This window comes from Streptomyces sp. NBC_00569, assembly GCF_036345255.1.
GTDB lineage: Bacteria > Actinomycetota > Actinomycetes > Streptomycetales > Streptomycetaceae > Streptomyces.
Map to the genome: position 1 here is coordinate 2,222,328 of NZ_CP107783.1, position 25,174 is coordinate 2,247,501.

At 69.7% G+C, this 25,174-nt stretch carries 18 protein-coding genes; 11 read left to right on the forward strand and 7 right to left on the reverse strand.

What is annotated here, in order from left to right:
• Positions 1–421: 421 nt before the first annotated feature.
• A complete protein-coding gene (gene tnpA / locus OHO83_RS10265) occupies positions 422–853 on the reverse strand; it encodes an IS200/IS605 family transposase (RefSeq protein ID WP_330279279.1) in 432 nt (143 codons plus the stop codon).
• Between the two features lie 26 nt (positions 854–879).
• Between tnpA and OHO83_RS10270 the strand changes: the two genes are divergently transcribed.
• From OHO83_RS10270 to OHO83_RS46990, 5 genes are all read left to right on the forward strand, one after another.
• The gene (locus tag OHO83_RS10270) at positions 880–2,199 is read left to right on the forward strand and encodes an RNA-guided endonuclease InsQ/TnpB family protein (RefSeq protein WP_330279280.1); all 1,320 of its coding nucleotides are present in this window, start codon (positions 880–882) and stop codon (positions 2,197–2,199) included.
• 436 nt (positions 2,200–2,635) lie between these two features.
• A complete protein-coding gene (locus OHO83_RS10275; RefSeq protein ID WP_266675829.1) occupies positions 2,636–3,076 on the forward strand; it encodes an Lrp/AsnC family transcriptional regulator in 441 nt (146 codons plus the stop codon).
• A 52-nt stretch (positions 3,077–3,128) separates the two neighbouring features.
• A complete protein-coding gene (locus OHO83_RS10280; RefSeq protein ID WP_330279281.1) occupies positions 3,129–6,083 on the forward strand; it encodes an aminotransferase in 2,955 nt (984 codons plus the stop codon).
• Between the two features lie 85 nt (positions 6,084–6,168).
• Positions 6,169–7,500, forward strand: a complete 1,332-nt coding sequence (locus tag OHO83_RS10285; protein ID WP_330279282.1) for a flavin monoamine oxidase family protein — start codon at positions 6,169–6,171, stop codon at positions 7,498–7,500.
• Positions 7,501–7,730: 230 nt separating this feature from the next.
• Entirely contained in the window at positions 7,731–7,940 is a 210-nt protein-coding gene (locus OHO83_RS46990) for an Arm DNA-binding domain-containing protein (RefSeq protein WP_405638263.1), read from the forward strand.
• 193 nt (positions 7,941–8,133) lie between these two features.
• Here the strand turns inward: OHO83_RS46990 and OHO83_RS10290 are convergent, their stop codons facing one another.
• Complete coding sequence (locus OHO83_RS10290) at positions 8,134–9,603, reverse strand: multicopper oxidase family protein (RefSeq protein WP_330279283.1); 1,470 nt, start codon at positions 9,601–9,603, stop codon at positions 8,134–8,136.
• 52 nt (positions 9,604–9,655) lie between these two features.
• Positions 9,656–9,844: a hypothetical protein gene (locus OHO83_RS10295; protein WP_330279284.1), complete on the reverse strand. Its 189-nt coding sequence runs from the start codon at positions 9,842–9,844 to the stop codon at positions 9,656–9,658.
• A gap of 277 nt (positions 9,845–10,121) precedes the next feature.
• Between OHO83_RS10295 and OHO83_RS10300 the strand changes: the two genes are divergently transcribed.
• Positions 10,122–11,021 (forward strand): antibiotic ABC transporter ATP-binding protein, encoded by a 900-nt coding sequence (locus OHO83_RS10300; protein WP_330279285.1) that lies wholly within the window; start codon positions 10,122–10,124, stop codon positions 11,019–11,021.
• On the forward strand, positions 11,018–15,190 hold the full coding sequence (locus OHO83_RS10305; protein ID WP_330279286.1) for a caspase family protein: 4,173 nt from the start codon (positions 11,018–11,020) through the stop codon (positions 15,188–15,190). Before OHO83_RS10300 ends, OHO83_RS10305 begins: the two co-directional genes overlap by 4 nt.
• A 548-nt stretch (positions 15,191–15,738) precedes the next feature.
• On the opposite strand, the gene OHO83_RS10315 is transcribed toward OHO83_RS10305, so the two are convergent.
• From OHO83_RS10315 to OHO83_RS10325, 3 genes are all read right to left on the reverse strand, one after another.
• Entirely contained in the window at positions 15,739–17,043 is a 1,305-nt protein-coding gene (locus tag OHO83_RS10315) for a vWA domain-containing protein (RefSeq protein WP_330280749.1), read from the reverse strand.
• A 92-nt stretch (positions 17,044–17,135) separates the two neighbouring features.
• Positions 17,136–18,419, reverse strand: a complete 1,284-nt coding sequence (locus tag OHO83_RS10320; protein WP_330279287.1) for an AAA family ATPase — start codon at positions 18,417–18,419, stop codon at positions 17,136–17,138.
• A 129-nt stretch (positions 18,420–18,548) separates the two neighbouring features.
• Positions 18,549–19,997: a hypothetical protein gene (locus tag OHO83_RS10325; RefSeq protein WP_330279288.1), complete on the reverse strand. Its 1,449-nt coding sequence runs from the start codon at positions 19,995–19,997 to the stop codon at positions 18,549–18,551.
• A 401-nt stretch (positions 19,998–20,398) separates the two neighbouring features.
• Between OHO83_RS10325 and OHO83_RS10330 the strand changes: the two genes are divergently transcribed.
• The 3 genes from OHO83_RS10330 (at position 20,399) to OHO83_RS10340 (ending at position 24,495) form a co-directional block, all read left to right on the forward strand.
• Entirely contained in the window at positions 20,399–21,091 is a 693-nt protein-coding gene (locus OHO83_RS10330) for a TetR/AcrR family transcriptional regulator (RefSeq protein WP_330279289.1), read from the forward strand.
• 52 nt (positions 21,092–21,143) lie between these two features.
• Positions 21,144–22,667, forward strand: coding sequence for an FAD-dependent oxidoreductase (locus tag OHO83_RS10335; RefSeq protein ID WP_330279290.1), 1,524 nt, complete (start codon positions 21,144–21,146; stop codon positions 22,665–22,667).
• Between the two features lie 142 nt (positions 22,668–22,809).
• The gene (locus tag OHO83_RS10340; RefSeq protein WP_330279291.1) at positions 22,810–24,495 is read left to right on the forward strand and encodes a ribonuclease J; all 1,686 of its coding nucleotides are present in this window, start codon (positions 22,810–22,812) and stop codon (positions 24,493–24,495) included.
• Positions 24,496–24,736: 241 nt separating this feature from the next.
• Here the strand turns inward: OHO83_RS10340 and OHO83_RS46995 are convergent, their stop codons facing one another.
• Positions 24,737–24,931, reverse strand: coding sequence for an integrase core domain-containing protein (locus OHO83_RS46995; RefSeq protein ID WP_389569456.1), 195 nt, complete (start codon positions 24,929–24,931; stop codon positions 24,737–24,739).
• Between OHO83_RS46995 and OHO83_RS10345 the strand changes: the two genes are divergently transcribed.
• A complete protein-coding gene (locus tag OHO83_RS10345; RefSeq protein ID WP_330279292.1) occupies positions 24,840–25,103 on the forward strand; it encodes a hypothetical protein in 264 nt (87 codons plus the stop codon). The genes OHO83_RS46995 and OHO83_RS10345 overlap by 92 nt on opposite strands.
• Positions 25,104–25,174: the final 71 nt, after the last annotated feature.

A 25,174-nucleotide genomic window follows, 5' to 3' on the forward strand; every position in this document is an offset into this window, starting at 1 on the left:
ACCCCTAGTATGTGATCTGGCCCCTATGGGGCGCCTCACAGCGTCGGCACCCCTCCGCGTTACCCAGGTCACGCGTTCAGCCCGGTGCGGAGGCCAGGATGCCGCCCCCGGAAGGCGACTCTCTTAGCTTGTTACTCAACCTCGCCGGGTCACCTGACCTGCTGATCATGGCTTCTTCGTGATGCAGCAAGACGGCCGTTCTTCACGCTTCGAGGTGTCGAGCAACGTCGCGCGAAGGAACGGCCGCTGCGAAGAGTCTGACTTCCTTAAGTCCCGCTGACGCAGCGCTGAGCGCGCTGCCCCACTTTCGCGTCGAGTTCTACCTTTGATCTTGGCCAGTGCTCCGCCGTTTACGGCGGGGGTGAAGGCCATCTCAGGGCTGCTCTGACCCGCACGTTCGCACGGGTCCGCAGTGTTGTCCTCAGCCGGTGGGGCGCTGCTGGTTTTCGATGTACTGCTTGACGACGGTCAGCGGTGCGCCGCCGCGGGATCCGGCGAAGTAAGAGCCGGACCAGAAGTGTCCGCCCCGCAGGTGGCGGCGGACGTGGCTGTCGTATTCCTGGCGAAGCCTGCGGGAGCTGACGCCCTTGAGGGAGTTGACCAGTTTGGAGAGCTGGACCTTGGGCGGATAGTGCACGAGCAGATGGACATGGTCCTGCTCGCCGTTGAACTGCTTCAACTCGGCCTCGAAATCGGTGCACACCGCCCGCGTGATCTCTTCGCAGCGCTTCAGCATCTTGGCCGTGAACGCCTTGCGTCGGTATTTGGTGACGAACACCAAGCGGACGTGCAGGTTATAGACGACGTGACGGCCGGTTCCGACATCGGGGTTCGGGTTCCATCGCGGCGACATGGACCACCGGTAGCATGCTGATCACCATGGGTGAACTCGGTTTGGGAAAGCGGCAGTTCGGGCACCGTGCCCGACTGACACTGTCCCCTGCCGAGATTCTCCTCGCCGACGAGCAGGCGCACGCGGCCCGCACGATGTGGAACTGCCTGCACGCGTGGTGGCAGATGATGCCGAAGGACAAGCGGACTCTGGCGAACGCGGACGCCGCGATACGCCAGGCCCGCAAAGAGATCGATTTCCTCGCCGTTCTTCCTGCGCAGGCCGCGCAAGCGGTGCTCAAGACGTACTTCCAGGCCTGGAAGAACTGCTGGGACGGCCGCGTGGAGGCTCCGAACTTCAAGGGCCGGTTCCGGTCAGTGATGAGCGTGGACATCCCGCAGGGCCGTGACCTCCGGATCAAGCGGGTACACCGCCGCTGGGGCATGGCCAACCTTCCCAAGGTCGGCCGTGTCCGCTTCCGCTGGACCAAAGACCTCCCCGTGGGCAAGAAGGCGAACGCCGACCACCGGATCACCGGGGCACGGCTGGTCAAGGACCACCTGGGATGGCACATCGCCTTCCGCGTGCAGAGCTTCGAAGCCAAGCCCGTATCCCACCAGGGGGAACAGGTCGGAATCGACGCCGGGGTGAACCTGCCCCTGGCCCTCTCGGACGGCAACCACCAGGACCACGGGCGTGCGCCTCGCCTCCCGGATGGCAGCGCCGACCGTGACAAGTGGCTGAACACCGAGGAAAAGAGCAAACTCCTGCGCCTCGAGCGCCGGGCCGCCCAGCGCAAGGCACACCGAAAGCCCGGCGAGCGCACCAGCCGCCGCCTGCACCACTCCTATGACCAGATCCGAGGGTTGCGCGCAAAAGCCACGCGACGACACCAGGACTGGCAGCACAAGACGACCACCACCCTCGCCCAGAAGTACGGCGTCATGGTGGTCGAAGCACTCACCATCACGAACATGGTCAAGTCCGCTCGGGGCACCATCGCCGAGCCGGGGACCCGCGTCGCCCAGAAGGCCGGACTCAACCGCTCCATCAGCCAAGAGGCATGGGGCAGGACCGTCACGATGCTGACGTACAAGGCCGGCCGGTACGGCGGCACCCTGCACAAGGTGCCCGCCCCAAACACCTCCCGACGCTGTTCCGCCTGCGGCTTCATCACGCCCGGCAGCCGGGAGGACCAGGCCACGTTCGTATGCAAGAACCCCGACTGCGGATGGTCAGGCAACGCCGACCACAACGCGGCCCGCAACATCTTGCACCTGTACCGGATGGGCCACGCGCTCATCCCGGCTGCCGGGAGGGCAGTCGTCAGGCGTGACAAGCGCGTCAAGCCCGCCACCGCAAGGTAGACGGGAATCTCCTCCCTGAGCTTGCGAAGGGAGGAGAGCACTTCAATCCCGTGCTGATGCGCTCTTCGCTCTCACCGACGCGTTCCTGTGCACGGACGGTCCAGTCAAGCGGCTGGCCGAGCTGACGCTGACGACCGAGCACCGGCGCTGGCGCAGGCGCTGGCACGAAGCGATGCACGACGCGGTCAACCACGGCCGGCTGGAACCACGCCGTCTGCGACTGCTCGCCTCCACGCCGCCGCCGAGGGCGGCCGACGGGCGAATCATCCTCGCGCCGGACGACAGGAAGATCGTTGCGTAACCGACGGCAAGCGCTCCACTACTTCGATCGCTCGCGTGATTCGAGCGCACGAACGCTTGATTCGAGCACAAGGAACCGGCATCTTGCTCGTAACAACATCGAAGACAACCGTTCTGGTCAGCGAAGAGGTGCTTCGTGGACGAAATCGACCGGGCCATCCTGCGGGAGTTGCAGGTGGACGGCCGGATCCCCTACGCCGACCTGGGGCCGAAGGTGGGCCTGTCCCCGTCGGCCGCGAGGCTCCGGCTGCAGCGCCTGATCGACACCAAGGCGGTACAGGTGGTGGGGGTGACCGACCCGATAACCATGGGCCACCAATCGATGGCCCTGCTCGGCCTGCACATCGACGGCGACCCCCGGGCGGTGGCCGACTCACTCTCCCGGCACGACGAGGTCGTGTACGCGGTCCTGACCGCGGGGACCTTCGACCTGTTCGTCGAGGTCGTCTGCGCGGGGCCCCACGACCTGCTGGATTTCGTCAACGATGTCGTGCGGGTCGTCGAGGGCGTGACGGCCGTGGAGAACTTCCCCTACTTCGCGATCCACACCCACCGCTTCCTGTGGCACGTCGACTGAGGCGCCCGCTCGCCCCGATCCCCGCCACCCGCACCCCGTCGAGGACTCCGCAATGCCGCCCAACGAGCACCGCACGATCGACTTCTTCGCCGAGGACGCGCTCCCCGCGCCGCGGACCACACCGGCCGAGGCCGAGCTGATAGCCGCGCAAAGCCTCGGGATCAACGCGCACGCGGAACCGCTGGGGAGCCAGCAGGACGCCAACTTCCTGCTGCGGGACGGGAACGGGACGGTCCTGGCGGTCCTGAAGATCGCCAACCCGGCCTTCGGACCCTTGGAGATCGAGGCACAGGACACCGCCGCCGACCTGATCGCCTCGGCATACCCCGACCTGCGTGTCGCCACTGTCCTGCGCCACCCCGACGGCACCCCCCGCGGCACGACAGTGGACACCGAAACCGGGCCGGCCCTCGCCCGCCTGCTGCGGCATCTGTCCGGCGGCGCGCTGTCCGGACCGCGGCACCTGTCCCCCAACGCGGTGGCGGCGATGGGCACGATCGCCGCCAAGGTGAGCACCGCCCTGCGCGAGTTGCGTCACCCGGGCCTCGATCGTGTCCTCCAGTGGGACCTGCGGCACGCCGACCGTGTCGTCGCCAGGCTCGCCGGGCACATCGACGAGCCCGAGCGGCGGGCCGCCGTCCAGGACGCCACCGCCGACGCCTGGGCCCGCGTCCAGGAGGTCGCCACCGCGCTGCCGAAGCAGGCCGTGCATCTGGACCTCACCGACGACAACCTGATCCGCCGTCCCGACAGCCGCCTGCCGGTACCCGACGGGGTCATCGACTTCGGCGACCTGACTACGAGTTGGGCGGTCAGCGAGCTCGCCGTATCGCTCTCCTCGGTGCTCCACCACGACGGCATCGAACCGCATCACGTGCTGCCCGCCGTCCGGGCCTTCCATGCGGTGCGACCGCTGTCCGCCGCGGAGGCGGAGGCGCTGTGGCCGCTCGTGGTCCTGCGCGCCGCCTGCCTCGTCGTGAGCGGGCGGCATCAGGCCGCCGTCGACGCGGACAACACCTACGCGAAGGCCGCTCTCGACCGCGAATGGCGCATCTTCGAACAGGCCGTCTCGCTGCCCCTACCGGTGATGACCCGGCTCGTCAGGAACGCGATCGCTCACGCCGACGCCCCTGTCACAGCCGACGTCCCGGAACTCCCCCTCCTGCGCGGCATCGCCGCCGACCACATCGCCGTACTGGACCTGTCCACGGACTCCGATTCCATGGACGGGGGAGCCTGGCTCGACACCGACGCCGAGGAGACGCACTCGGCCGCCGCGCTCGCGAACGGCGCGGCCGCGACAGCCACCCGGTACGCACAGGCGCGGCTGAGCCGTGCCGCGGCCCTGTCGACGGTGTCCGGCCCGACCGTTCCCACCGGCGTCGACGTGCGGCTCGGCCGGGCGGCGGTGCTCCAGGCCCCCGGTGCGGGGAAGGTCCTCGCCGCAAGGGCGGGATTCGTGGAGATCACCCACGGCCGACTCGTCCTGACGGTGTCCTTCCCGACCGGCGCACCGGTGGTCGCCGCCGGTGCAACGGTCCGGGCGGGCGACGACCTCGTCCACCTCCCCGCCGGGAGCCGGGCGCGCTTCGCACTGCGCACGTCCGGCAGCCCTGACGTCCCACCCCTGGTGCGTCCCGAGTACGCCGCCGGCTGGCTGCCACTCACCGCCGACCCCGCCCCGCTGCTGGGCCTGGCCCCCATCGACCGCGCGGAGCGGACCGACCTGCTGGAGCGGCGCAGCGCCGTGTTCGCGACAGTGCAGGAGCACTACTACGCCACCCCGCCCCGTATCGAACGGGGTTGGCGCCACCACCTGCTGTCCACCGAAGGCCGCTCCTACCTCGACATCGTCAACAACGTCACCCCACTGGGCCACGCCCACCCCCGCGTCGAACAGACGGCGGCCAGGCAACTGCGGCGGCTGAACACCAACTCGCGGTTCCACTACGCCTCGGTGGTGGAGTTCACCGAACGCCTCGCCGCCCTGCTGCCCGACCCACTGGACACGGTGTTCCTGGTCAACTCCGGCTCCGAGGCTGTCGACCTGGGCCTGCGCCTTGCCATCGGCGCCTCCGGCCAACCCGGCGTGGTCGCCATGCGCGAGGCGTACCACGGCTGGACCTACGCCTCGGACGCCGTCTCCACCTCCCTCCAGGACAACCCGAACGCCCTGGCCACCCGGCCCAGTTGGGTTCACACCGTGGACTCGCCCAACTCCTACCGGGGCCGCCACCGCGGGGCGGACGCGGCACGCTACGCGCCAGAGGCGGTTGCGGCGATCGACGAACTGGCCATCGCCGGGCGCCCCGCCGGGGCCTTCGTCAGCGAGACCTTCTACGGCAACGCCGGCGGGGTCGCCCTGCCCGACGGCTACCTGGCCGCGGTGTACGCGGCGATCCGGCGGCACGGCGGCCTGGCCGTCGCCGACGAGGTCCAGGCCGGCTACGGCCGACTCGGTCACTGGTTCTGGGGATTCGAGCAGCAGGAGGTCGTCCCCGACATCGTCTGCGTCGCCAAGGCCATGGGGAACGGGTACCCGCTCGGCGCCGTCATCACCTCCCGGTCGGTCGCCGACCGGTACCGCGAGCAGGGCTACTTCTTCTCCTCCACCGGAGGCAGCCCGGTCTCCAGCGTCGTCGGCCTCACTGTCCTGGACACCCTGCGCGACGAAGACCTCCAAGGCAACGCGGTCCGCGTCGGCCGTCGTCTCAAGAGCCGACTCCAGGCCTTGGCGGACCGACACCCCCTCATCGGCACAGTCCACGGCTCAGGCCTCTACCTCGGCCTCGAACTCGTCCGCGACCGGGCCACCCTGGAGCCCGCCACCGAGGAGACCGCCGAACTCTGCGACCGCATGCTCGACCTGGGCGTCATCGTCCAACCCACCGGCGACCACCTCAACATCTTGAAGATCAAGCCCCCGTTGTGCATCGACACCACCGCCGCGGACTTCTTCGCCGACACGCTCGACCTGGCCCTGACCCAACTCGGCCACGCCGGCTGACCTCGCACATCCGCGGGCGCATGACCTCCCCTCTGACAGCGACACGCAGCTCCGGCCTCAAGCCCTCATGAGAAGAGTGAAGTTGATGGACACAATCGTCGTCGGCGCTGGAATCGCCGGCCTCACCGCTGCGCGGCTGCTTCACGCCGCAGGACAGCGGGTGGTCGTGCTCGAAGCGCGAGACCGCGTCGGTGGGCGGGTGTGGACGGACCGCACGACAGGGTTCTCCGTCGACCGTGGCGCCTCATGGATCCACGGCCTCACGGGCAACCCGCTCACGGAACTCGTCACCGCGCTCGGGATGGAGACGAGCGAGTTCACGGTGGGGAGCTTCCAGGCCGGCGGACGACCGATCGCCGACTACGACGAATCCCGGCGTCCGCTGGACGACGACGCGACACAACAATGGACCATCGACGTCGACACGGCGGATGCACTCTTCCAACGGACCATCGCGGAGTCCGGCCACGACGAGAGTTACGCCGCTGCAGCTGAGCGCACCCTCGCCGCGACCGGATGGGAACCCGAACGCGCCGAACGGGTCCGCATGTTCTATCGGCATCGCACGGAGGAGCAGTGCGGCGCAGAGGTCGACCAGGTCGCCGCCCACGCCCTCGACGAGGACACCATCGAAGGCGACGAAGTGGTCTTCCCCGGTGGCTACGACGTGCTTCCCCACGCTCTCGCGGAAGGCCTCGACGTGCGCGTGGGCAAGACCGTGACCGCCGTCACCAGATCTGCCGCTGGGGTGCGAGTCGACACGGAGGACGAGTCCTTCGACGCCGCCCAGGTGATCATCACGGTGCCGTTGGGCGTGCTCAAGGCAGAGGCGATCGAGTTCACGCCCGCTCTGCCCGACGCCGTCGCGGGACCGATCGCCCGACTCGGTATGGGCGTGTTCAACAAGGTCTTTCTTCAGTTCCCGGAGCGGTTCTGGCAGGACGACGTCTACGCGATCCGGCAGCACGGCCGGGCCGGAGTCCCCTGGCATTCCTGGTATGACGTCTCCGCGGTGAGTGGCAAGCCGATGCTGCTGACCTTCGCCGGCGGTGCTTGGGGGCGGGAGATCGAGCAGAAGACCGACGAAGAGGTGGTCGCGTCGGTGCTCAGCTCCCTCCGCAAGATCTACGGCGGCTCCGCCCCCGACCCCGTGGCGCACTGGATCACACGCTGGGGCACCGACCCCTTCGCCCTCGGCTCGTACTCCTACGTCGCCGTTGGCTCCTCGCACAACGACCACGACGCGATGGCAGGCCCCGTCGACGGCGTTCTCCACTTCGCAGGAGAAGCAACGTGCGGACACGAACCGGCCACCGTTCACGGCGCGCTCCACTCGGGACATCGCGCGGCCGAACGGATCCTCGGTTCACCGATCCCGCTGGCCGAGCTCACACGGGGCGTGCGCCCGTCGCGGTGACGTAGCCGAGTTCAACGGTGCAGCGGAGCTTCGTCATCCGATGCCCACCACGCTGCAGTTGGGAGGCCGACCTCACCGTCGGCTCCATGGGCGAGGCGGCGGCCCCGACCACGGAGTTGACGGCTCGCTGACCTGCCTGCCGTCCAACGGCACCCCACCCGCCGCGTCCAAGTCCTCGGCGAGACCGCGCGTCCGTCCGCGACCTGGGTGCCGAAAGCTGGGCCCTGGCCATCGACACACCCCGCACCACCGACGGCCGCCGACACACCGTGCGCCGCAGCGGCTTCGCGACCCGTAGCGAAGCCGAGATCGCGCTGGCGCAGATGCGCGAGAACCTGTGCGTCCCCGAACCGTTCGCCCCTGCACAGCCCCCCAACCTCGACGTACGCCGAAGAGACCACCTCGGCGGATCCCTCCACGCATACGAACATGCCGACTGAACTGCATGGATGGACTAATTCGGCAGGCGCACAGCCGCTGCCTCCGGATCGTTGCCTCACCCGGGGCACGTTCCTGACAAGCCGCGCAACGCGCCGGCGCCCGGGCGGGGCAGACATGCGGCACATGAGCTCGGAGTTGCGGGACCGTCATCACACGTCGGCTGTCCACGCCCCGTGATGTCATCGCGGGTGGCTACTTGTTGATCTGGAGTACCGCCATCATCCCCGCGTCCTCATGATTGAGGATGTGGCAGTGCAGGACCGTCTTGCCCGGATAGTCGAGGAACCGGATCCGGATGACCATGTTTCCGCGCGGAGGGACGTCGACGGTGTCCTGCAAGCCGTAGTTGGTCTGCGGCTTGCCGTTGATGCTCATCACCTGGAAGTCGTTGGTGTGGATATGGAACGAGTGGACCTCGTCGGTGTCGTTCTTGATCGTCCACTCTTCGACGGTGTTGAGCTTGGCCCGGAAGTCGACGCGGCTGTGGTCGAACTGCTTGTTGTTGATGTAGAAGAGCGTGCCTGCCTTGTTCTCCGTGAAGGTGACCGTCTTGCGTCCCGCGACGGCCTCCTTCGCGAGGTCGTTCACCGGGGCGAAGGCTGTCGGCAAGGCCGCGGGTCGCATCGGTTCGCCGTCGGACTGGACCGTGGCCAGTGTCGCGAGAGGGAACTGGTTACCGGCCTTGCCAGTGTTGAACGGCAGGGTCCGCAGTTCCGACACGCCCGCCTTCGGGCCCTGTACGAGAACGTCGTAGCGGGCACCGGCGGGGATGACCAGGGAGTCGGCGGAGTAGACCTTGTTCACCGGGTAGCCGTCCTTGGCGACGATGTGGAACTTGCTGCCCGGCAGTGTCACCTTGTAGAAGATGTTGGCCCCGATGTTCGCGAGGCGCCACAGCTGCGTCTCGCCGGGCCTGATCCGGATCCGTGGGTTGAGTTGTCCGTTGACGGTGCGCGTCGTGGGCGCACCGATCTTGAGGCGCGTGGTCTTGATCTGGTCGCCCACGATTTGGAAGTCCTTGAGCGCGACGACGTGTTGTGTGATTCCACGGAGCGCCGCAGGCAGATACGTGTCAAGACCGTCGACAACGATCAGGCCGGCCATGCCACCGGCGGTCTGGGCGGCGGAGAGCGTGTGCGGGTGCGGATGGTACCAGTACGTGCCCGGCTCCAGGCTCTTGGGGAAGGCGTACTTGTAGGTGAACGTCTTCCCCGGCTCGATCTTGAGGAAGATGTTGTCCGAGTTGCCGACGGGTGAGACATGCATGCCATGCACGTGCAGGTTCGTCTGCTGGTCGAGCTTGTTGACGAAGGAGATCTCCATCCGGTCCCCCGGCCGTAGCCGCAGGGTGGGCGGCATGTACATCCCGTTGTACGTCAGGGCCCACAGATCGCGGCCTGCCAGGTGCACCTTCTTGCGTTCGACGACGATCCTGGTCCTGAGCAGTCCGTTCCTGCTCACGATCTGCTGGGGGTCGCGCAGATCTTCCGTCGCCCGCGCGGTGAGGGCCGGCGACGGGGACGCGGTCTGCGCGGGAGCCGTCGACCCTTCCGGATGGCCCAGTGCGCTCGTCTCGCTACGCGTGGCACACCCCGCCGCCAGTGCGAGCGCGGCAAGTGTGGTTCCGATGACGGTCCGGGTACGAGGGGCGTGTGCGGACAAGCTGAACCCCCATGCACTGCACATGTGGAAGACGGGCGGCCATGAGCTGCCATCATGCATCCAAAAACCAGGCGAAATCGGTCACGACCCGAGGATGAGGCTGGATGACATGCGCACCGCCTCCATCCGATACCTGATCGCGGGACAACGCCGGGTACTTCACCGAGGGCTTCGACGCGGTCTTCACCAGTGTCGGCGCGTTGAGCTGCCAATAGCGGTCTGCCGCCTGATAAGTGCTCAACCTCGCGCACCCGCACCATCAAACAGGCAACGCCGTGCTTCACCACCTCAGCGCACGACTGCATCGGAGCCACGAGCACGGCCGGCAGTCAGCAGGCGAGGCACCACCGCGATCCTCAGCCGGAACAGGTCCATCGCCCGCATCACATCCCGCAGTGCGGCGCTGACCTCTGTGTCTCCTCCAGCGCCGCAGTCGAATTAGCGATCAACCGGTGAACGGTGCGGGCGTGCCCCCTATTCTGAGGAAGTAGTTGGGCGAGGCTCGGGGGAGGGTTGTCGTGGCTCGGGTAGTGCTGGTGCACGGAGTGGCTCAGCAGTTCGAGGGGCCGGAGCTGTTGTCGTTGCGGCTGGGTGCCGCGCTCCGTGACGGGGTGAAGCTGGCCACGGGGACGGTGCTCCAGCCGGAGGACGTGGCGTGCGCGTTCTACGGGAACTGCTTCATCGAACCCGGGACCCGGTCGAACCGTCTCCCCGCCTGGGACGAGCACGATGTGGAGGACGGTCTGGAGGCCGAACTCCTCGACGCGTGGTGGCGGCAGGCGGCGGAGATCGATGATGGCGTGGAGCCTGCCGACGAGGACGGGACACGAGGGCCGGCCGGGTACGCCGCGTCCCGGCTGCTGCTCTCCCGGTGGGTGCGTGAGCGGTTGAACGCTCTGACGCAGGCCCGGTTCTTCCAGCCGGTGTCGGAGCGGATGCTGATCGGTGAGCTGAAGCAGGTGCGCCGGTATCTGGACGAGCCGCCGGTGTGGCAGGCCGCCCGCGCGGCGGTGGCAGCCGAGATCAGTGCGGACACGCGGGTGGTGGTTGCGCATTCGCTGGGTTCGGTCGTCGCGTACGAGGCGTTGTGCGAGAACCCTGACTGGCCGGTGACGGATCTGGTGACGGTGGGATCTCCGCTCGGTCTGCCGGTGATCCACCGACGGCTGAGCCCGCTGCCGGTGGAGGGCCGTGGGGCGTGGCCCGGTGGGGTGGTGCGGTGGACGAACGTCGCCGACCCGGGTGACATCGTCGCGTTGGTGGGCGCGCTGGCCCCGCGGTTCGTGTCCGGCCCCGGCGAGGGGGTGGCCGACAGGAGGATCACCAACGGGGTGCGGATGCACGACTTCGAGCGCTATCTGACCGCCCAGACGACTGCGACCGCCGTCGCCGCCGCTCTCCGGGCGCCGCACGCATGACAACCTGCGAAGACGCCGAACACGTCGTGGCGGGGCGCCGGTTCCTGATCGCGGCCGGTGTCGGCGTCTTCCGGAACCCGGGCATCGACGGCCTGCCCGGTGTCGCGGCGGACGTGCGCAGGGTTCGGGAACTGCTGGAGCCCATGGGCTACACGTGCGTCCTCACCGACCTGGCCGACGATCCGCCCCGGGACGCGCTCGCCGAAGGCATCGAGGACTGGACCCTGGAGGCTTCTCTGGGGCCGGAAGACATGGTGGTGGTGTACTTCGCTGGACACGGTGTCTGCGAGGAGGACCGCCACTACCTGCTGTGTGCCGACAGCAGGCCCGGCCGGTGGACCCGGGCGCTGGCGGCCGAGGACCTGGCCCGGCCGCTGGTGAAGAGCGCGGTGGGGCATCTGCTGGTCATACTCGACACCTGCTACGCGGGGGCCGGTACGGCGGATGTCAGTCGGCTCGCCGCCGATCTGGCGGACCTGCACCGCGGGCGGGCCAATCGCTGGCACCTGGCTGCCGCCCGCGCCCGGGACCGCGCGAAGGAGAACGTGTTCGTGGACGCGCTCGCCGACGTCTTCGCCCACCCTCGGCACGGCGCGACCCAGCGGTACGTGAGCGTGCGTGAGGTCACCGAACGCGTCAACGCCCATTTCAGAACCCACCGCCCCAGCCAGCAGGCCCGGTTGACCACCACCGAGACCGACGGCCAGGACCCCTTCTTCCCCAGCCCTGTCTTCCTGCCCGGCCTGCCCGCCGACGGTATCGATCTGGCAGGCCTCGCCCTGCTGCGCCGCCGTTACGACCCGCACTACGGCCCCCGCAGCCGCGGGCTGGAACACACTGGCGAACGCGGCGACTACTTCACCGGCCGCGCCCGCGCCCTGGACGAACTCACCGCATTCCTCACCACCCCGGGCGGGGACCACGACCGCAAGGCCCGCGTCGTCACCGGTGACCCCGGCTCGGGCAAGTCGGCCCTGCTCGGACGCCTCCTCGCCCTCGCCGGCCCGGACGCCCCGAGGACGCGCAGGGACGGGGACACATCCGGGAGCGAACAGAGGCTGCGGGCCTATCCCTCCGTGATCGCCCCGCACGCGCGCCGGGCCTCCCTGGCCGCCCTGGTGGCCGACCTCGCCGCGGCCCTGCACCTGCCCGCCCCCGCCGACCGCGACTGCGTGCTGGCCGCGCTGTCCGGCCGCACCGCGCCGGTCGCCGTCGTGGTGGACTCCCTCGACGAGGCCGGAGCCGCGGGTGACGCCCAGGAGAGCCGCCGCATCGCCCGCGAACTCCTCCAGCCCCTCTCCACCCTCCCCGCCGTACGGCTCGTCGTCGGCACCCGTCGCCCCCAGGTCCCCTCCCTCGGCCACGCCGTGCACGTCCTCGACCTCGACGCGCCGGAACACATCACCCGCGCCGACATCACCACATACGCCCGCGCCGTCCTCGAAGACGCCCAGGACCCCGACAGCCGCTCTCCCTACCGTCACGACCCCGCCCTCGCCGCCACGATCGCCGACGGCATCGCCGAACGAGCCCGCTTCTCCTACCTCGTCGCCCGCATGACGGCACGCGCCCTCGTCCACGGCCAGATCAGCATCGACACCAGCCGGCCCGACTGGCGCGAGCACCTCCCCAGCGACGCGAAGGAAGCCTTCGCCACCTACCTCGACCGCTTCGGCTCCGACCGCCCGAAGGCCGAACGTCTCCTGCGCCCCCTCGCCTACGCCCAAGGCGCCGGCCTGCCCTGGTCCACCCTCTGGGCCCCCCTCGCCGAGGCCCTGTCCGGCCTGTCCTGCTCCCAGAACGACCTCGACTGGCTCCACCGGCACGCAGGGGTCTACATCGTCGAGACCCCCACCCCCGACGGATCCGCCTACCGTCTCTTCCACGAGACCATGGCCGAACACCTGCGCCGTACCGGCCACGAACACGACGACCACGCCACCATCGCCCACACCCTCACCGCCCTGGTCCACAAAGACCCTGCCAGCGGCGTGAACGACTGGCCCGCGGCCCACCCGTACATCCGCCACCACGCGGCTACGCATGCGGCGGCGGGGGGCGTCCTGGTCGGGTTGCTGTCCGACCCCGAGTACCTCGTCCACGCCGCCCCTGCCTCGCTGCTGCGCGCCCTGGACACAGTTACTGCGCCGGCGCACCGCATCGTCGCCGACATCTACCGCGCCTCGGCCGCCGCTCACGCCCCGCTCCCCGCGGACGCCCGCCGCGACATCCTGGCGATCGACGCGGCCCGCTACGAGTACCCTCAGCTCGCCGCCAAACTCGCTCGGACCCGCCCATGGGCACCACGCTGGGCTACGGGCAGCCTTGTTCACCCTGCGCACCGGGCCACTCTCACCGGCCACACAGGCGGGGTCAGCGCGGTAGCAGTGGTGGAGATCGACAACCGCCCCCACGCTGTCACCGCCGGCATCGACGGGACGGTGCGCGTGTGGGATGTGGCCTCTGGCACCGAACGTGCCGTCCTCGCCGGTCACACCGGCAGCGTGATCGCAGTGGCGGCGTCCGAGATCGACAACCGTCCACATGTCCTCACCACCCACGGAGACGGGACGGTGCGGGTGTGGGATCTGCTCTCTGGTTCCGAACACTCCGCGTTCACCGGCCACACCGATTGGGTCACTGCGCTGGCGGTGTCGAAGATCGGGGGCCATTCCCACGTCCTCACTGCCAGCATCGACGGGACGGTGCGGGTGCGTGACCTGGCCTCCGACACCGAACGTGCTGTCCTCGCCGGTCACACCGACAGGGTGAAAGCAGTGGCGATGGCCGAGATCGACGACCGTCCTCACGCTCTCACCGCTCATGATGACGGGACGGTGCGGGTGTGGGATTTGGTCCCTGGCTTTGAACGCATTGCCCTCACCGGCCACATCCACGGCGTGAACGCAGTAGTGGTGACGGAGATCGATAACCGTCCGCACGCTCTCACCGCCGGTGGCGACGGGACGGCACGCGTGTGGGATCTCGTCTCCGGCTCCGAACGCGCCGTCCTCACCGGCCACTTCGCCGGCGTGAACGCGGTGGCGGTGGTGGAGATCGACAACCGACCCCACGCCGTCACCGCCAGCGAGGACAGGACGGTGCGGGTATGGGATCTGGTTTCTGGCTCTGAACGTACTGTCCTCACTGGCCACACAGACCGTGTGACGGCGGTGGCGGTGACCGTGCTCGACAACCGCCCCCACGCCGTCACCTCCAGCGATGACGAGACGGTGCGGGTGTGGGATCTGGCTTCAGGCACCGAACATGACGCACTCAGCAACCACACCCGTTGGGTGAGCGCGCTGGCGACGGCGGAGATCTACGACTCCCCCTACGTCCTCACCGGCGACGGCGGGACGGTGCGGGTGCGCGAACTGGCCACCGGCACTGAACGGGCCGCCCTCACCGACCACAGCGGCTGGGTGAGCGCATTCGCTATGACGGAGGCCGACAACCGTCCCAACGTGCTCATCGGCGGGAACGAGATGGTGCAGGTGTGGGACCTGGCCACCGGCACTGAACGGGCCGCCCTCACCGACCGCACCGGCTTGGCGACCGCGCTGGTGGTGATGGAGATCGACAACCGCCCCCACTCCGTCACCGCCAGCCATCTCGGGACGGTGCAGGTGTGGGATCTGGCGTCAGGCACCGAACGCGCCGCCCTCAGCAGTCAATCGGGTTGGGTGGGTTCGGTCGCGGTGACGGAGATCGGCCACCGCCCCTACGCCCTCTTCGCCGACGGCGAGACGGTGCGGGTGTGGGATGTGTCTGCCGACACCGAACGCACTGCCCTTACCGGCCACCGTGGTCGCGTGAACGCTGTGGCGGTGACACAGCTCCACGGCCTTCCCTTCGCCGTCACCACGGGCAAGGACCGGACGGTGCGGCTGTGGGATCTGGTCTCCGGCACGGAACGTGCCGTCCTCACCGGCCATACCGACGAGGTGAAGGCGGTGGCGGTAACGGAGATCGACCGTCGCCCTCATGCCATCACCACCAGCGACGACGGTTCGGTGCGGGTATGGGACCTGCTCGCGACCCGCGTGGTGGCGGCGCTCGCGCTCCCCCTGCCTGCACAAACCGTCTCGGCGCACGGCGATGTCATCGTCCTGGCCATGGCCCACGAAGTCGTCGCGCTCCAGCGCACCCTCACCCCATGGCGGTAACCCAAGTGCTCGGCGGTCTCAACAACCAGTACCACCAGGCAGCCTGATCCTGCCCAGCCGAACACTCAGCCCAAGAGCCAGAACCCGGATTTTCACGCGGGACACCCTCGGCGAGGTCGCCCGTCGAGGAAACGCGAAACGCGCCCCTCCCGCACACGTCGAAGTGGCCGCCCCGCATCGTCGGCGAAGGCGTCTGCATGGTGGAAGTACGACGATCCCGCCAGTTCTGCCGCACTCCTCGGCAGTGAGCACGCCGCGGCGACGTCTGGCCGGCGCAAGGGATGCGCGACCCGGGGACCCGACCGCGATCACCCCGGTGACGAGACGTCGGCCGGGCCGTAGAAGGCGCCGATCCCGGCACCGGCCGCGCGGATCCGCTGGGCCGGGGTGTCCTGCCGGCGCCTGGGCCGAGGGGTTTTTCGACGACCTCGTGAACCGTGCCGATCGAGAAACTGGCAGGTCTCAAGCCTTAGCCTTCTCTCCCCGGCCGGACGGGCCGATCACCGCTGGCAATTCCTCGCACTGAGCGACGGGCGCCTGCGCCTTCCTCAACCGATGGTGACGACGCGCGCCCAGGACGGCGGGGTGTCCGGGACGTAGTCGGGGTCGTCCTCGTCCGTGGCGCGGGCGGGTCGCGAGAACAGGCCGACGACGGTACGGCAGGGCGGCTGCCCGGAGGGCCACGGCGTCTGCCCGTCGGTCAGGGCGACGATCACGTCGGGGCGGGGCCGGGAACGCAGCGCCCGGGCGAAACCGGAGCGCAGATCGGTACCGCCGCCGCCGAGCAGCTCGAGGCTCTCGGCACGGCAGAGCGGGACGGCGACGCCGGCCGCCGCGTCACAGGAGATCACCGAGACCAGATCGCGCCGCCCGCCGACGGCCCGCGAGATCGCCGCGACCTCGAGGAGTGCGCTGCCCAGCTCAGCGTCGCTCACCGAGCCGGAGGTGTCGATGACGACGCAAACGCGGGGCGGCGTACGGCGAAGGCTCGGCAGCACCACTCCAGAGACGCTCGACGAGCGGCGGGACGGACGCCGGTAGGTGTGGTTCTCCCCCACTCCGGGCGCACCCGCCGCCGAGCGGACCGCCGCGCCCAGCAACTGCCGCCACGGCTGCGGCGGTTGGAACGCCTCGTCGGCCCACCGCCGCCACCCTTCCGGTGCGTCGCCGGGCCGGCCCTTGATGCCCTCCGCGACCCGGAAGCGAACCGCGTCCCGCTGCTGGCGGGTGAGTCCGTTCGCCCCGTCGGGCCCCAGCTCCCATGTCCGGTCGTGCCCGTCGGCACCACTTCCGCAGTCCAGCCAGGCCAGTTCCGCGGCGAGCCCGGACATCGAGGCCGTCCGCAGGTACTCCTCCATCAGCAGGCCGTCGGGCAGTCGCAGCAGCGACGGCACGACCGCCCCGAAGGGCCGGGGCAGTCCGTCACCGTAGATGTCGTCGTTGATCTCGAAGTCGGCGGCGATGTTCCGACGCAGCCGCTCGCCCGGCCCGGACTCCTCGTTCTCCCGCGCATACCGCTCGCCGCGCCCGTGATGGTCACGCAGCAGATGGGAGACCTCGTGCACCCAGACGCCCGCCAGTTCCTCCAGCGGTGTGCGGGCCACGAATCCGGGCGACACGTAGCAGCGCCAGTGCGCGTCGACCGCCATCGTCGGCACCGCACGGTCCTCCACCACATGCAGCGCGAAGAGCGCGTCGGCCAGGTAGGGGCGGACCTTCACCGCGTGCAGCCGCGCGGCCAGCAACTTCTCCCAGTTCAGCGGGAGTCCGGACCGGTCGCCGGGCCCTGCGGAGCGGTCCGGCCGCTCCGGCGGTGTCGCCCGGACCGGGCGCGGCGGCGTGGGCCGGGACATGGGGCGCGGCAGCGGGCGTGCTCCCGGGCGCTTCACGGCAGCCGTCGTCGATCGCGGGAGCGGGCGTGGTCCGGGGTGGTTTGCGGGTGCCGTCATCGGCGTGCCCCCGTCACGCGACGGGCGTCGGCCGCTGCCGCGACCCGTTCCACCGACCGGTCCGCAGTGCGGGCGAGCCCGACAACGCCGGCCAGCCGTTCCACCGCTACCGGCACCTCCCAGTCGTCTCGTCGCAGCCCGGCCAGCGCCGTCGCCGGGGCGACCAGGAGGTCCGGCGTTCCGGTCTCCATGGCCCTGACCAGCACGGCCCAGCCCGCCTCCCACCGGTGCCGCTCCGGCCGTGCGCCGACGGCGGCCACCACCGCCTCCAGCGCCGCCTGCCGCAGATCGCCGCGGTCCGGCAGCTCGGCGGCGGCCGGGTCGGCGAGCAGCGATTCCGGGTCCGGCAGGTCCATCCGGTCGAGGTGGGCGAGGAGTTCGAGCCCCGGCCCGTCCCCCACCGCGCCCCGCACCAGCAGCGCGAGGACGTCCCGGGAGACGGAGGCCGCCGTGCCGAAGGCGAGCAGGGTCAGCGCGGCCTCCCAGCTCCGGGGCGACGGCCACGCACCGCCGCGCCGCGTCTCGGAGGTCGGCAGTCGGTGGATCAGCGTCGGCCGGGCCGTCAGAAATCCGCAGACCGCGTGCCGGGCGAACGTCACCGCCTCTGCCAGCCGTTCCGGTGCGAGCCGGGGCAGCTCCGCCCGGGGCCAGACGCCGCCGAGGCCGCGTACCACGACGTCGCGGTCGTGCACCCAGTGCAGGTGCACGAAGCGGTTGGCGAGCGGCGGGCTCAGCTCCCAACCGTCCGCTGCCGAGGCGCGCGGGTTGGCGGCGGCCACGATCCTTACGTCGGGCGGGAGTTGGAGCGCTCCGACCCGCCGTTCCAGGACTACGCGAAGCAGTGCGGCCTGGACGGCTGGGGTGGCGGTGGAGAGTTCGTCCAGGAAGAGCAGCCCCCGGCCGGCGCGTACGAGTTCGACGGCCCACTGCGGCGGCGCCATCGGCACGCCCTGCACGGCCGGGTCGTCGCCGACGATGGGCAGCCCGGAGAAGTCGGACGGCTCGTGGACGCTGGCGATCACCGTCGTCAGCGGCAGGTCGAGCGAGGTGGCGAGCTGCGTCAGGGCGGCGGTCTTGCCGATGCCCGGCTCGCCCCAGAGCAGCACGGGCAGGTCGGCGGCGACGGCCAGGGTGAGCGCTTCGAGCTGTTCGTCGGGGCGCGGCTCGGTGGTGGTCGTCCGCAGGAGGGAGAGGAGACGGCCGGCGAGGGCCAGGTCCGTATCGGTCTCGGAGGTGGCAGGGGCGAGGGCAAGGACGGGCAGGACGGTGCTGGAAGTCATGGGGCATCACCTGGAGTGGGAGAGGGGAACGGGGCGTGCCGTTCCTGAGGGCGTGAGGGCCTGCGGCGCGCAACGTGCCGTGCGTGAAAAGGACTTCGGCGAATCAGCCGATCAGTGAGCGAGGGCGGATCAGATCTGACCGGTACGAGGCCGGCCCCTGCTGCCGCGCTTGCGGCGCACTGCAAGGGACGTGTCGCGGCGGAGCCGGGGTCGGTGGCCCGCTTCCGTGTGCCGCGCGCCCGAAGCGTCCCCGCCCCGTGACGTGCCGGGGCCGGCGGGTACGTCGGTCAGCCCCGCGCGGAAGAGCCCGTGATCGATGTGGCGGACCGCGGCCGACTCCAGTTCCTCCCTGAGCGGCCCGTCGCGCAGCATCGCACCGGGACCGAGCAGCCCCTCGACCACGGCGAGCGCACCGGTGACGTCACCGTGGCGGAGCCGTTCCCGTACGGCGGGAAGCGCCTCAGGGCTGCGGTGCACCGCGTCGATCGCCCGCAGGCAGGGCAGCGCCGGACCCCCGAGCGCCACCAGCAGCTCCTCTCGGCGGAGTTGGTCCGGGTCGTGATCGACCGCGCTCAGCACCCCGTCGCGCAGCGCGATGCGATGGACCTCGCCCCGGCACTCCACCCGGTGCGGGTCGCCGGGCTCGGGGGCGCGGCCGGCCACGGGCTTCGGGCCGTCTCCCTGCACCGCCGGGGCCACGAGGGGATGCAGCCGCCCGACCGTGATCAGCCCGGCCCGTAGCAGTTCCAGATCCGGAAGAATCCGTGCCGCCGCCTCAGGCAGCACGGGGAGTACCGCGACTTCCTGCGGGGGCAGTGTCTCCCGCAGCGGCCGGAACGTCGGCGCGTGGCTGTCGTCGGGGGCGACGAGTTCGAGCGCGGCTCGACTGCGCGCTCCGAGCCGTACGGTGAAGGCCCCACGAGAGCGCCCCTCGGCCTGCAGCAGCAACTCCGCCTCGGCGGCCCAGCTGGCCACTGCCCAGGGCGAGTCGTGAAGGGCGGGCCGGCCGGGGGGTTCCACGGACGGCGCACCTCCGCGCCGCGCCAGTTCGCCGCTCCGCCCCGAATCCCAGAGATGCCGGTGCAGATCGAGCCGGAAGCGCCGGTCGGGATGCGGATGCGGATGGAGATACGGACGGTTCGCGGGACGGTCGTTCGCCGACCCCTCCCACACGTCCAGCGACATCCGCTGTCCGGCGTCCGCCTGGGCGGGCGGTGTCCTCACCACGAGGTGCAGCGACGTGCCGCCACATCTCCCGTAACGGGCCAAGGAGATGGTGAGGCCGGGCCTCAGGCGCCCGTCGGGGGCGATCCTGGGCATGTGCCAGCGGAGCAGATCGGGCGCGAGTCTGCGCAGATCTGCACGGATACGGGTGGCGATATCGGTGCCGTGGCGGTCGCGCACGGCGCGCAGATCGAGGTCTACGTCGATCCGGGCGGCGGCACAGGCCCCCGCCCAGTCACCGGCCGCACGGCGCGCGGTCGCGGTCTCGATCATGGACGGTGGCACGGCGTACTCGCGTACGCGCTGCCACATCAACAGGTGGGCGGGAATCTCCTGCGTGAAGTGATGTGCCATCAGCACTCACCTTGCGCGGACGATTCCTCCGATCCCAAAGAGAGGAAGGTGTTCATCGCGGGCATCGTAACCACACCGAAGACCATCTGTCAGTCCCTTTCGAACCGCCCGTCCGCGGTCCGGCCGTCTGCATACGTACCGACCGCGGCACACAGGGCGAGGCCCGCGAAGCTGTCGACTCCATCGAACGCACCCTCACCAGCGCCGAGAATCTCCCCCTCCGCGGTGCGCGGCCCGTCCTTCCAGCAGGGGCCAGGCCGCACCACGTCCTCGGTCTCGACACGTGACGGTCCACCAGGCACGCCCTCCCCCACCTAGACGCTCGCCATCCCCCTTCGGCGGATTATTTTGGAGCAGTAAACCAATTTAGTTCAGCGATCCAAATGTGTCACAGTGGAGGCATGGCAACGAGAACCCCTAAGCCTCAGCGGCGGAACCAGGTGCTCTCCCGGGAGCGGATCATCGACACGGCGATCGAGTTGCTCGATGCGGGTGGTGAGGGTGCGCTGACCACTCGGGCACTGACCGGGCGTCTGTCCACTGGTTCCGGGGCGATCTACTACCGGGTCGGCAGTCGGGACGAGCTTCTGGACACGGCGACGGAGACGATCGTCACCGACGCCCTGGCGGCCAGGCCCATACAGGGCGCTGCCACGCCCGAGGGCGAGATCCGCACAGTAGCGATGGCCTTGTTCGATGCGATCGCCGAGCACCGGTGGCTGGCGACGCGGCTGACATTGCATGTGGTCCGGCAGCCGTTCGGACCGGTGACGGTGGGGATCTTCGAGAGGATCGGCCGGCAGATCGGTGCTCTGGGGGTGCGACAGGAGTCCTGGTTCGACGCCGCCTCGACGCTCGTGCACTACATCCTCGGGGCTGTCAGCCAGAACGCCCGGATCGACGGTGACACCTCGAGAGCCGAGCCCGACAGTGCCGAGTTCCTCGACGCGACCGCGGCGGCCTGGCAGGCCCTCGCCCCCGAGGACTACCCGTTCATGCACGCCATCGCCGGCCAGATGAGCGAGCACGACGACCGAGAGCAGTTCCTCACCGGCATCGCTGTCGTCATCGACGGCCTCACCCGGCTCCGCTGACCGTCCCGACAGACCGGGCCCTTCCGGCATGTGTTCCAGAAAGGCGTTTCTCATGCATGACGTAGTTGTCGCGGGCGGCGGCCCGGTCGGCCTGTTACTGGCCACGGAGCTCGCCCTGGGCGGCTGTTCCGTCCTGGTCCTGGAGCAGGACGAGGAGGTCACCTCTCCGTGGAAGGAGCTTCCCCTCGGTCTGCGGGGGCTGAGCGCCGGATCGGCCGAGGTGTTCTACCGCCGCGGTCTGCTCGAAGCGGTGATCAACGCTTCGCACGCTGATCCTGCGAAGGTCGGTGCGCCTGCCGATGCCGTCGACGCGCCGGCCCCCCGGGATGTGAGCCACTTCGCGGGCATGGGCCTGGATGCGGCCGACATCGACATGACGGCACTCCCCTTCCGGCTGCCCAGCCCGGCGATGGAAGGCTTCATGACCAGCCTCGCAGCCGTCACCTCGGTCTTGAACGAGCGGGCCATCGCGCTCGGCGTGGACCTCCGGCGAGGCACACCCGTCACGGCCGTCAAGCAGGACGACCAGTGCGTCACCGTCACCGCCGGCGGCCAAGAACACCAGGCGCGCCTTCTGGTGGGCTGCGACGGCGGGCGCAGTACGGTGCGCGGTCTCGCGGGCTTCGACTTCGTGGGCACGGAGCCGCTGTTCACCGGATACGTCGCCCAGGTCGCCTTCGCCGACCCCGAACAGCTCCAGCTCGGCTTCAACCCGACGCCGCACGGAATGTACCTGCGCACGCCCTTCGAGGGGCACCTGGGCATGATGGACTTCGACGGCGGCACCTTCGACCGGTCACAACCGCTGACCCGCGAGCACCTCCAGGACGTCCTGCGTCGCATCACGGGCACTGATATTGCGCTGACCGAGGTGCATCGGGCATCCAGCTTCACCGACCGTGCGAGGCAGGTGACGACGTACCGCAAGGGACGTGTCCTGCTCGCCGGTGACGCCGCCCACATTCACTCCCCGCTGGGCGGCCAGGGGCTCAACCTCGGCCTCGGCGACGCCGCCAATCTCGGCTGGAAGCTCGCCTCGACCGTGCGCGGCACTGCGCCCGAGGGGCTGCTCGACACCTACACCAGTGAACGCCACCCCGTCGGCGCCGCCGTGCTGGACTGGTCACGCGCCCAGGTGGCGACCATGAAGCCGGGCCCCAACGCCCCCGCGCTGCGGCAGTTGGTCCACCAGCTGCTGAGCACCACGGACGGAACGACCTTCGCCTACCGGCAGACAACAGGGCTGTTCAACCGCTACGACCTGAACAGCCCTCACCCGCTCGTCGGCACCTCCGCCCCCGACTTCCACTTCGAGGACGGCACCCGCCTGGGCGACCTGCTGCGCCAGGGCCACGGCGTGCTCCTGGACTTCCGCGGCGACCAAGCCCTGCGGCGCGCGGTCAAGACCCGGCAGGACCACATCCAGTACGCGACCGGCCAGGCCCGCGACGACCTCGGCTTCACCGCCGTGCTCGTGCGCCCGGACGGTGTTGTGGCCTGGGCGGGCGGAGAGGACCTGGCCCTTGAGGCGTTCGAGCAGGCCGCCACGATGTGGTTCGGCGCCCCGCGGAACTAACGAGCTCGTGCATGGTTGGCAGTGGCACGTCGAGACCGCGTAATCCGATTGACCCGCGGCAGCCGCTGCGGCTGCCGCGCTCCGTCGGGAAGAAGAGATCACACAGGCAGTGGATCACCCCGTCCCCGGGTAACGTCAAGGTATGAGTCATCCGCACCCCGAGCTGAAAGCCGCCCCGCCCCTTCCCGAAGGAGGGCTGCGGGTCATCCCCCTGGGCGGCCTAGGTGAGATCGGCCGCAATATGACCGTCCTCGAGCACGCCGGCAAGCTGCTCATCGTCGACTGCGGCGTGCTGTTTCCCGAGGAGACCCAGCCCGGCGTGGACGTGATCCTGCCGGACTTCACCTCGATCCGGGACCGGCTGGACGACGTCGTGGCCGTGGTACTCACCCACGGCCACGAGGACCACATCGGCGGCGTGCCGTACCTGCTGCGCGAGCGGTCCGACATTCCCGTCGTCGGCTCCAAGCTGACGCTGGCGTTCCTGGAGGCCAAGCTCAAGGAACACGGCATCCGGCCGCGCACGGTGCGGGTACGGGAAGGCGACCGGCGCGGCTTCGGGCCCTTCGACTGCGAGTTCGTTGCGGTCAACCACTCCATCCCGGACAGCCTCGCGGTCGCGATCCGCACCGGCGCCGGGATGGTGCTGCACACCGGCGACTTCAAGATGGACCAGTTCCCTCTCGACGACCGCATCACCGATCTGCGCGCCTTCGCCCGCCTCGGCGAGGAGGGCGTGGACCTGTTCCTCACCGACTCCACCAACGCCGAAGTACCCGGCTTCACCACCTCCGAGCGTGAGCTGAACCCGGCGATCGAGCAGGTGATGCGCACCGCGCCGCGCCGGGTCATCGTCTCCAGCTTCGCCAGCCATGTGCACCGCATCCAACAGGTCCTGGACGCCGCCCACCAGCACGGCCGCAAGGTCGCCTTCGTCGGCCGGTCGATGGTCCGCAACATGGGCATCGCCCGTGAACTGGGCTATTTGAAGGTCCCGTCCGGTCTGGTCGTGAGCACGAAGGAGCTGGAGAAGCTCCCGGACCACAAGATCACTCTGGTGTGCACCGGCTCCCAGGGCGAACCGATGGCCGCGCTGTCACGGATGGCCAACCGCGACCACCAGATCCGCATCGGCAAGGGCGACACCGTCCTGCTCGCCAGCTCCCTCATCCCCGGCAACGAGAGCGCCATCTACCGCGTCATCAACGGACTTACCCGGTGGGGCGCCCACGTGGTCCACAAGGGCAACGCCAAGGTCCACGTCTCCGGGCACGCCAGCGCCGGCGAACTCGTCTACTGCTACAACATCGTCAAACCCCGCAATGTCATGCCCGTGCACGGCGAATGGCGCCACCTGCGGGCCAACGGCGACCTCGCCATCCGTACCGGTGTCGACCCGGACCGGGTCGTCATCGCCGAGGACGGCGTCGTCGTCGACCTCGTCGACGGGCGCGCGTCCATCACCGGCAAGGTCCCCGCCGGCAACGTCTACGTGGACGGCATGGAAGTCGGCGGCGCCACCGAAGCGTCCCTCAAGGACCGCCTCACCCTCGCAGCCGAAGGCGTGGTCACGGTGGTGGCGATCGTCGACGCAGACACCGGCGCCCTCGCCGAGCCCCCCGACTTCCTGGCCCGCGGCTTCGTCCACGACGACACCACCTTCGAGCCGGTCATCCCTGTCATCGAGAAGACGCTGTCCACCGCGGCTGAGGAAGGCGTCGGGGACGCGCGCCAACTCGAACAGCTCCTCGCCCGCGCCGTGGCGAACTGGGCGTTCCGCACCCACCGCCGCAAGCCCCTCATCATCCCCGTCATCATCGACGCCTGAGCCCCGGCAGCACGGGTCCCCGGTTCCGGTCGCGGCCCCGCGAGCATCGAGGTCGGGCACGGAGGTCAGCAGCCTGTCCGCGTGAACCGGGGTTCGGGTAGCCGATCAGGTACGTCTCGCCTCGGCTCTGACGGGCGTCGCGGTCACGCGGACTGCTGGTACTCATTGATCAAGCCGCCGAGCCGCTGAGTACGACGGATGCGACCGGCCAGCGGGATCACTGGGACCCGCTCTCCTGCCTCTACGGCCTGGGGAGGTCGTTGCTGGAGAGACTGGGGGGCCGATGCCGGTTGCAGTGATCTGCATGGGCGTCCAGCACGGTCCGCAGGTGCCGCTCGTTGAGGATGAGCATCCGATCGGTGCACCCGCGACGAACGCTGCCCACCCAGCACTCCGCGAACGCGTTCGCCTTCGGTGATCGTGGCGGGGAGAGCAGGACCTGCACGCCCGCGCCGCCCAGGACAGCGTCGAACGAGTCGGAGAACTTCCCGACCCGGTCCCGCAGGAAGAACCGGAACCGGTCCACCCTGCACGGTGGCGACCCCGTGACCAGGGGCTACGCGGAGATCTGTCACACGACTCGGCGGGACACCGTCGCGGTCCGGTGACCACAGGTTTCCCCTGGTCACCGGACCGGACTGAGCGGAATTCCCCCGGTGTTCAGGTGCCCGCGTTCTCA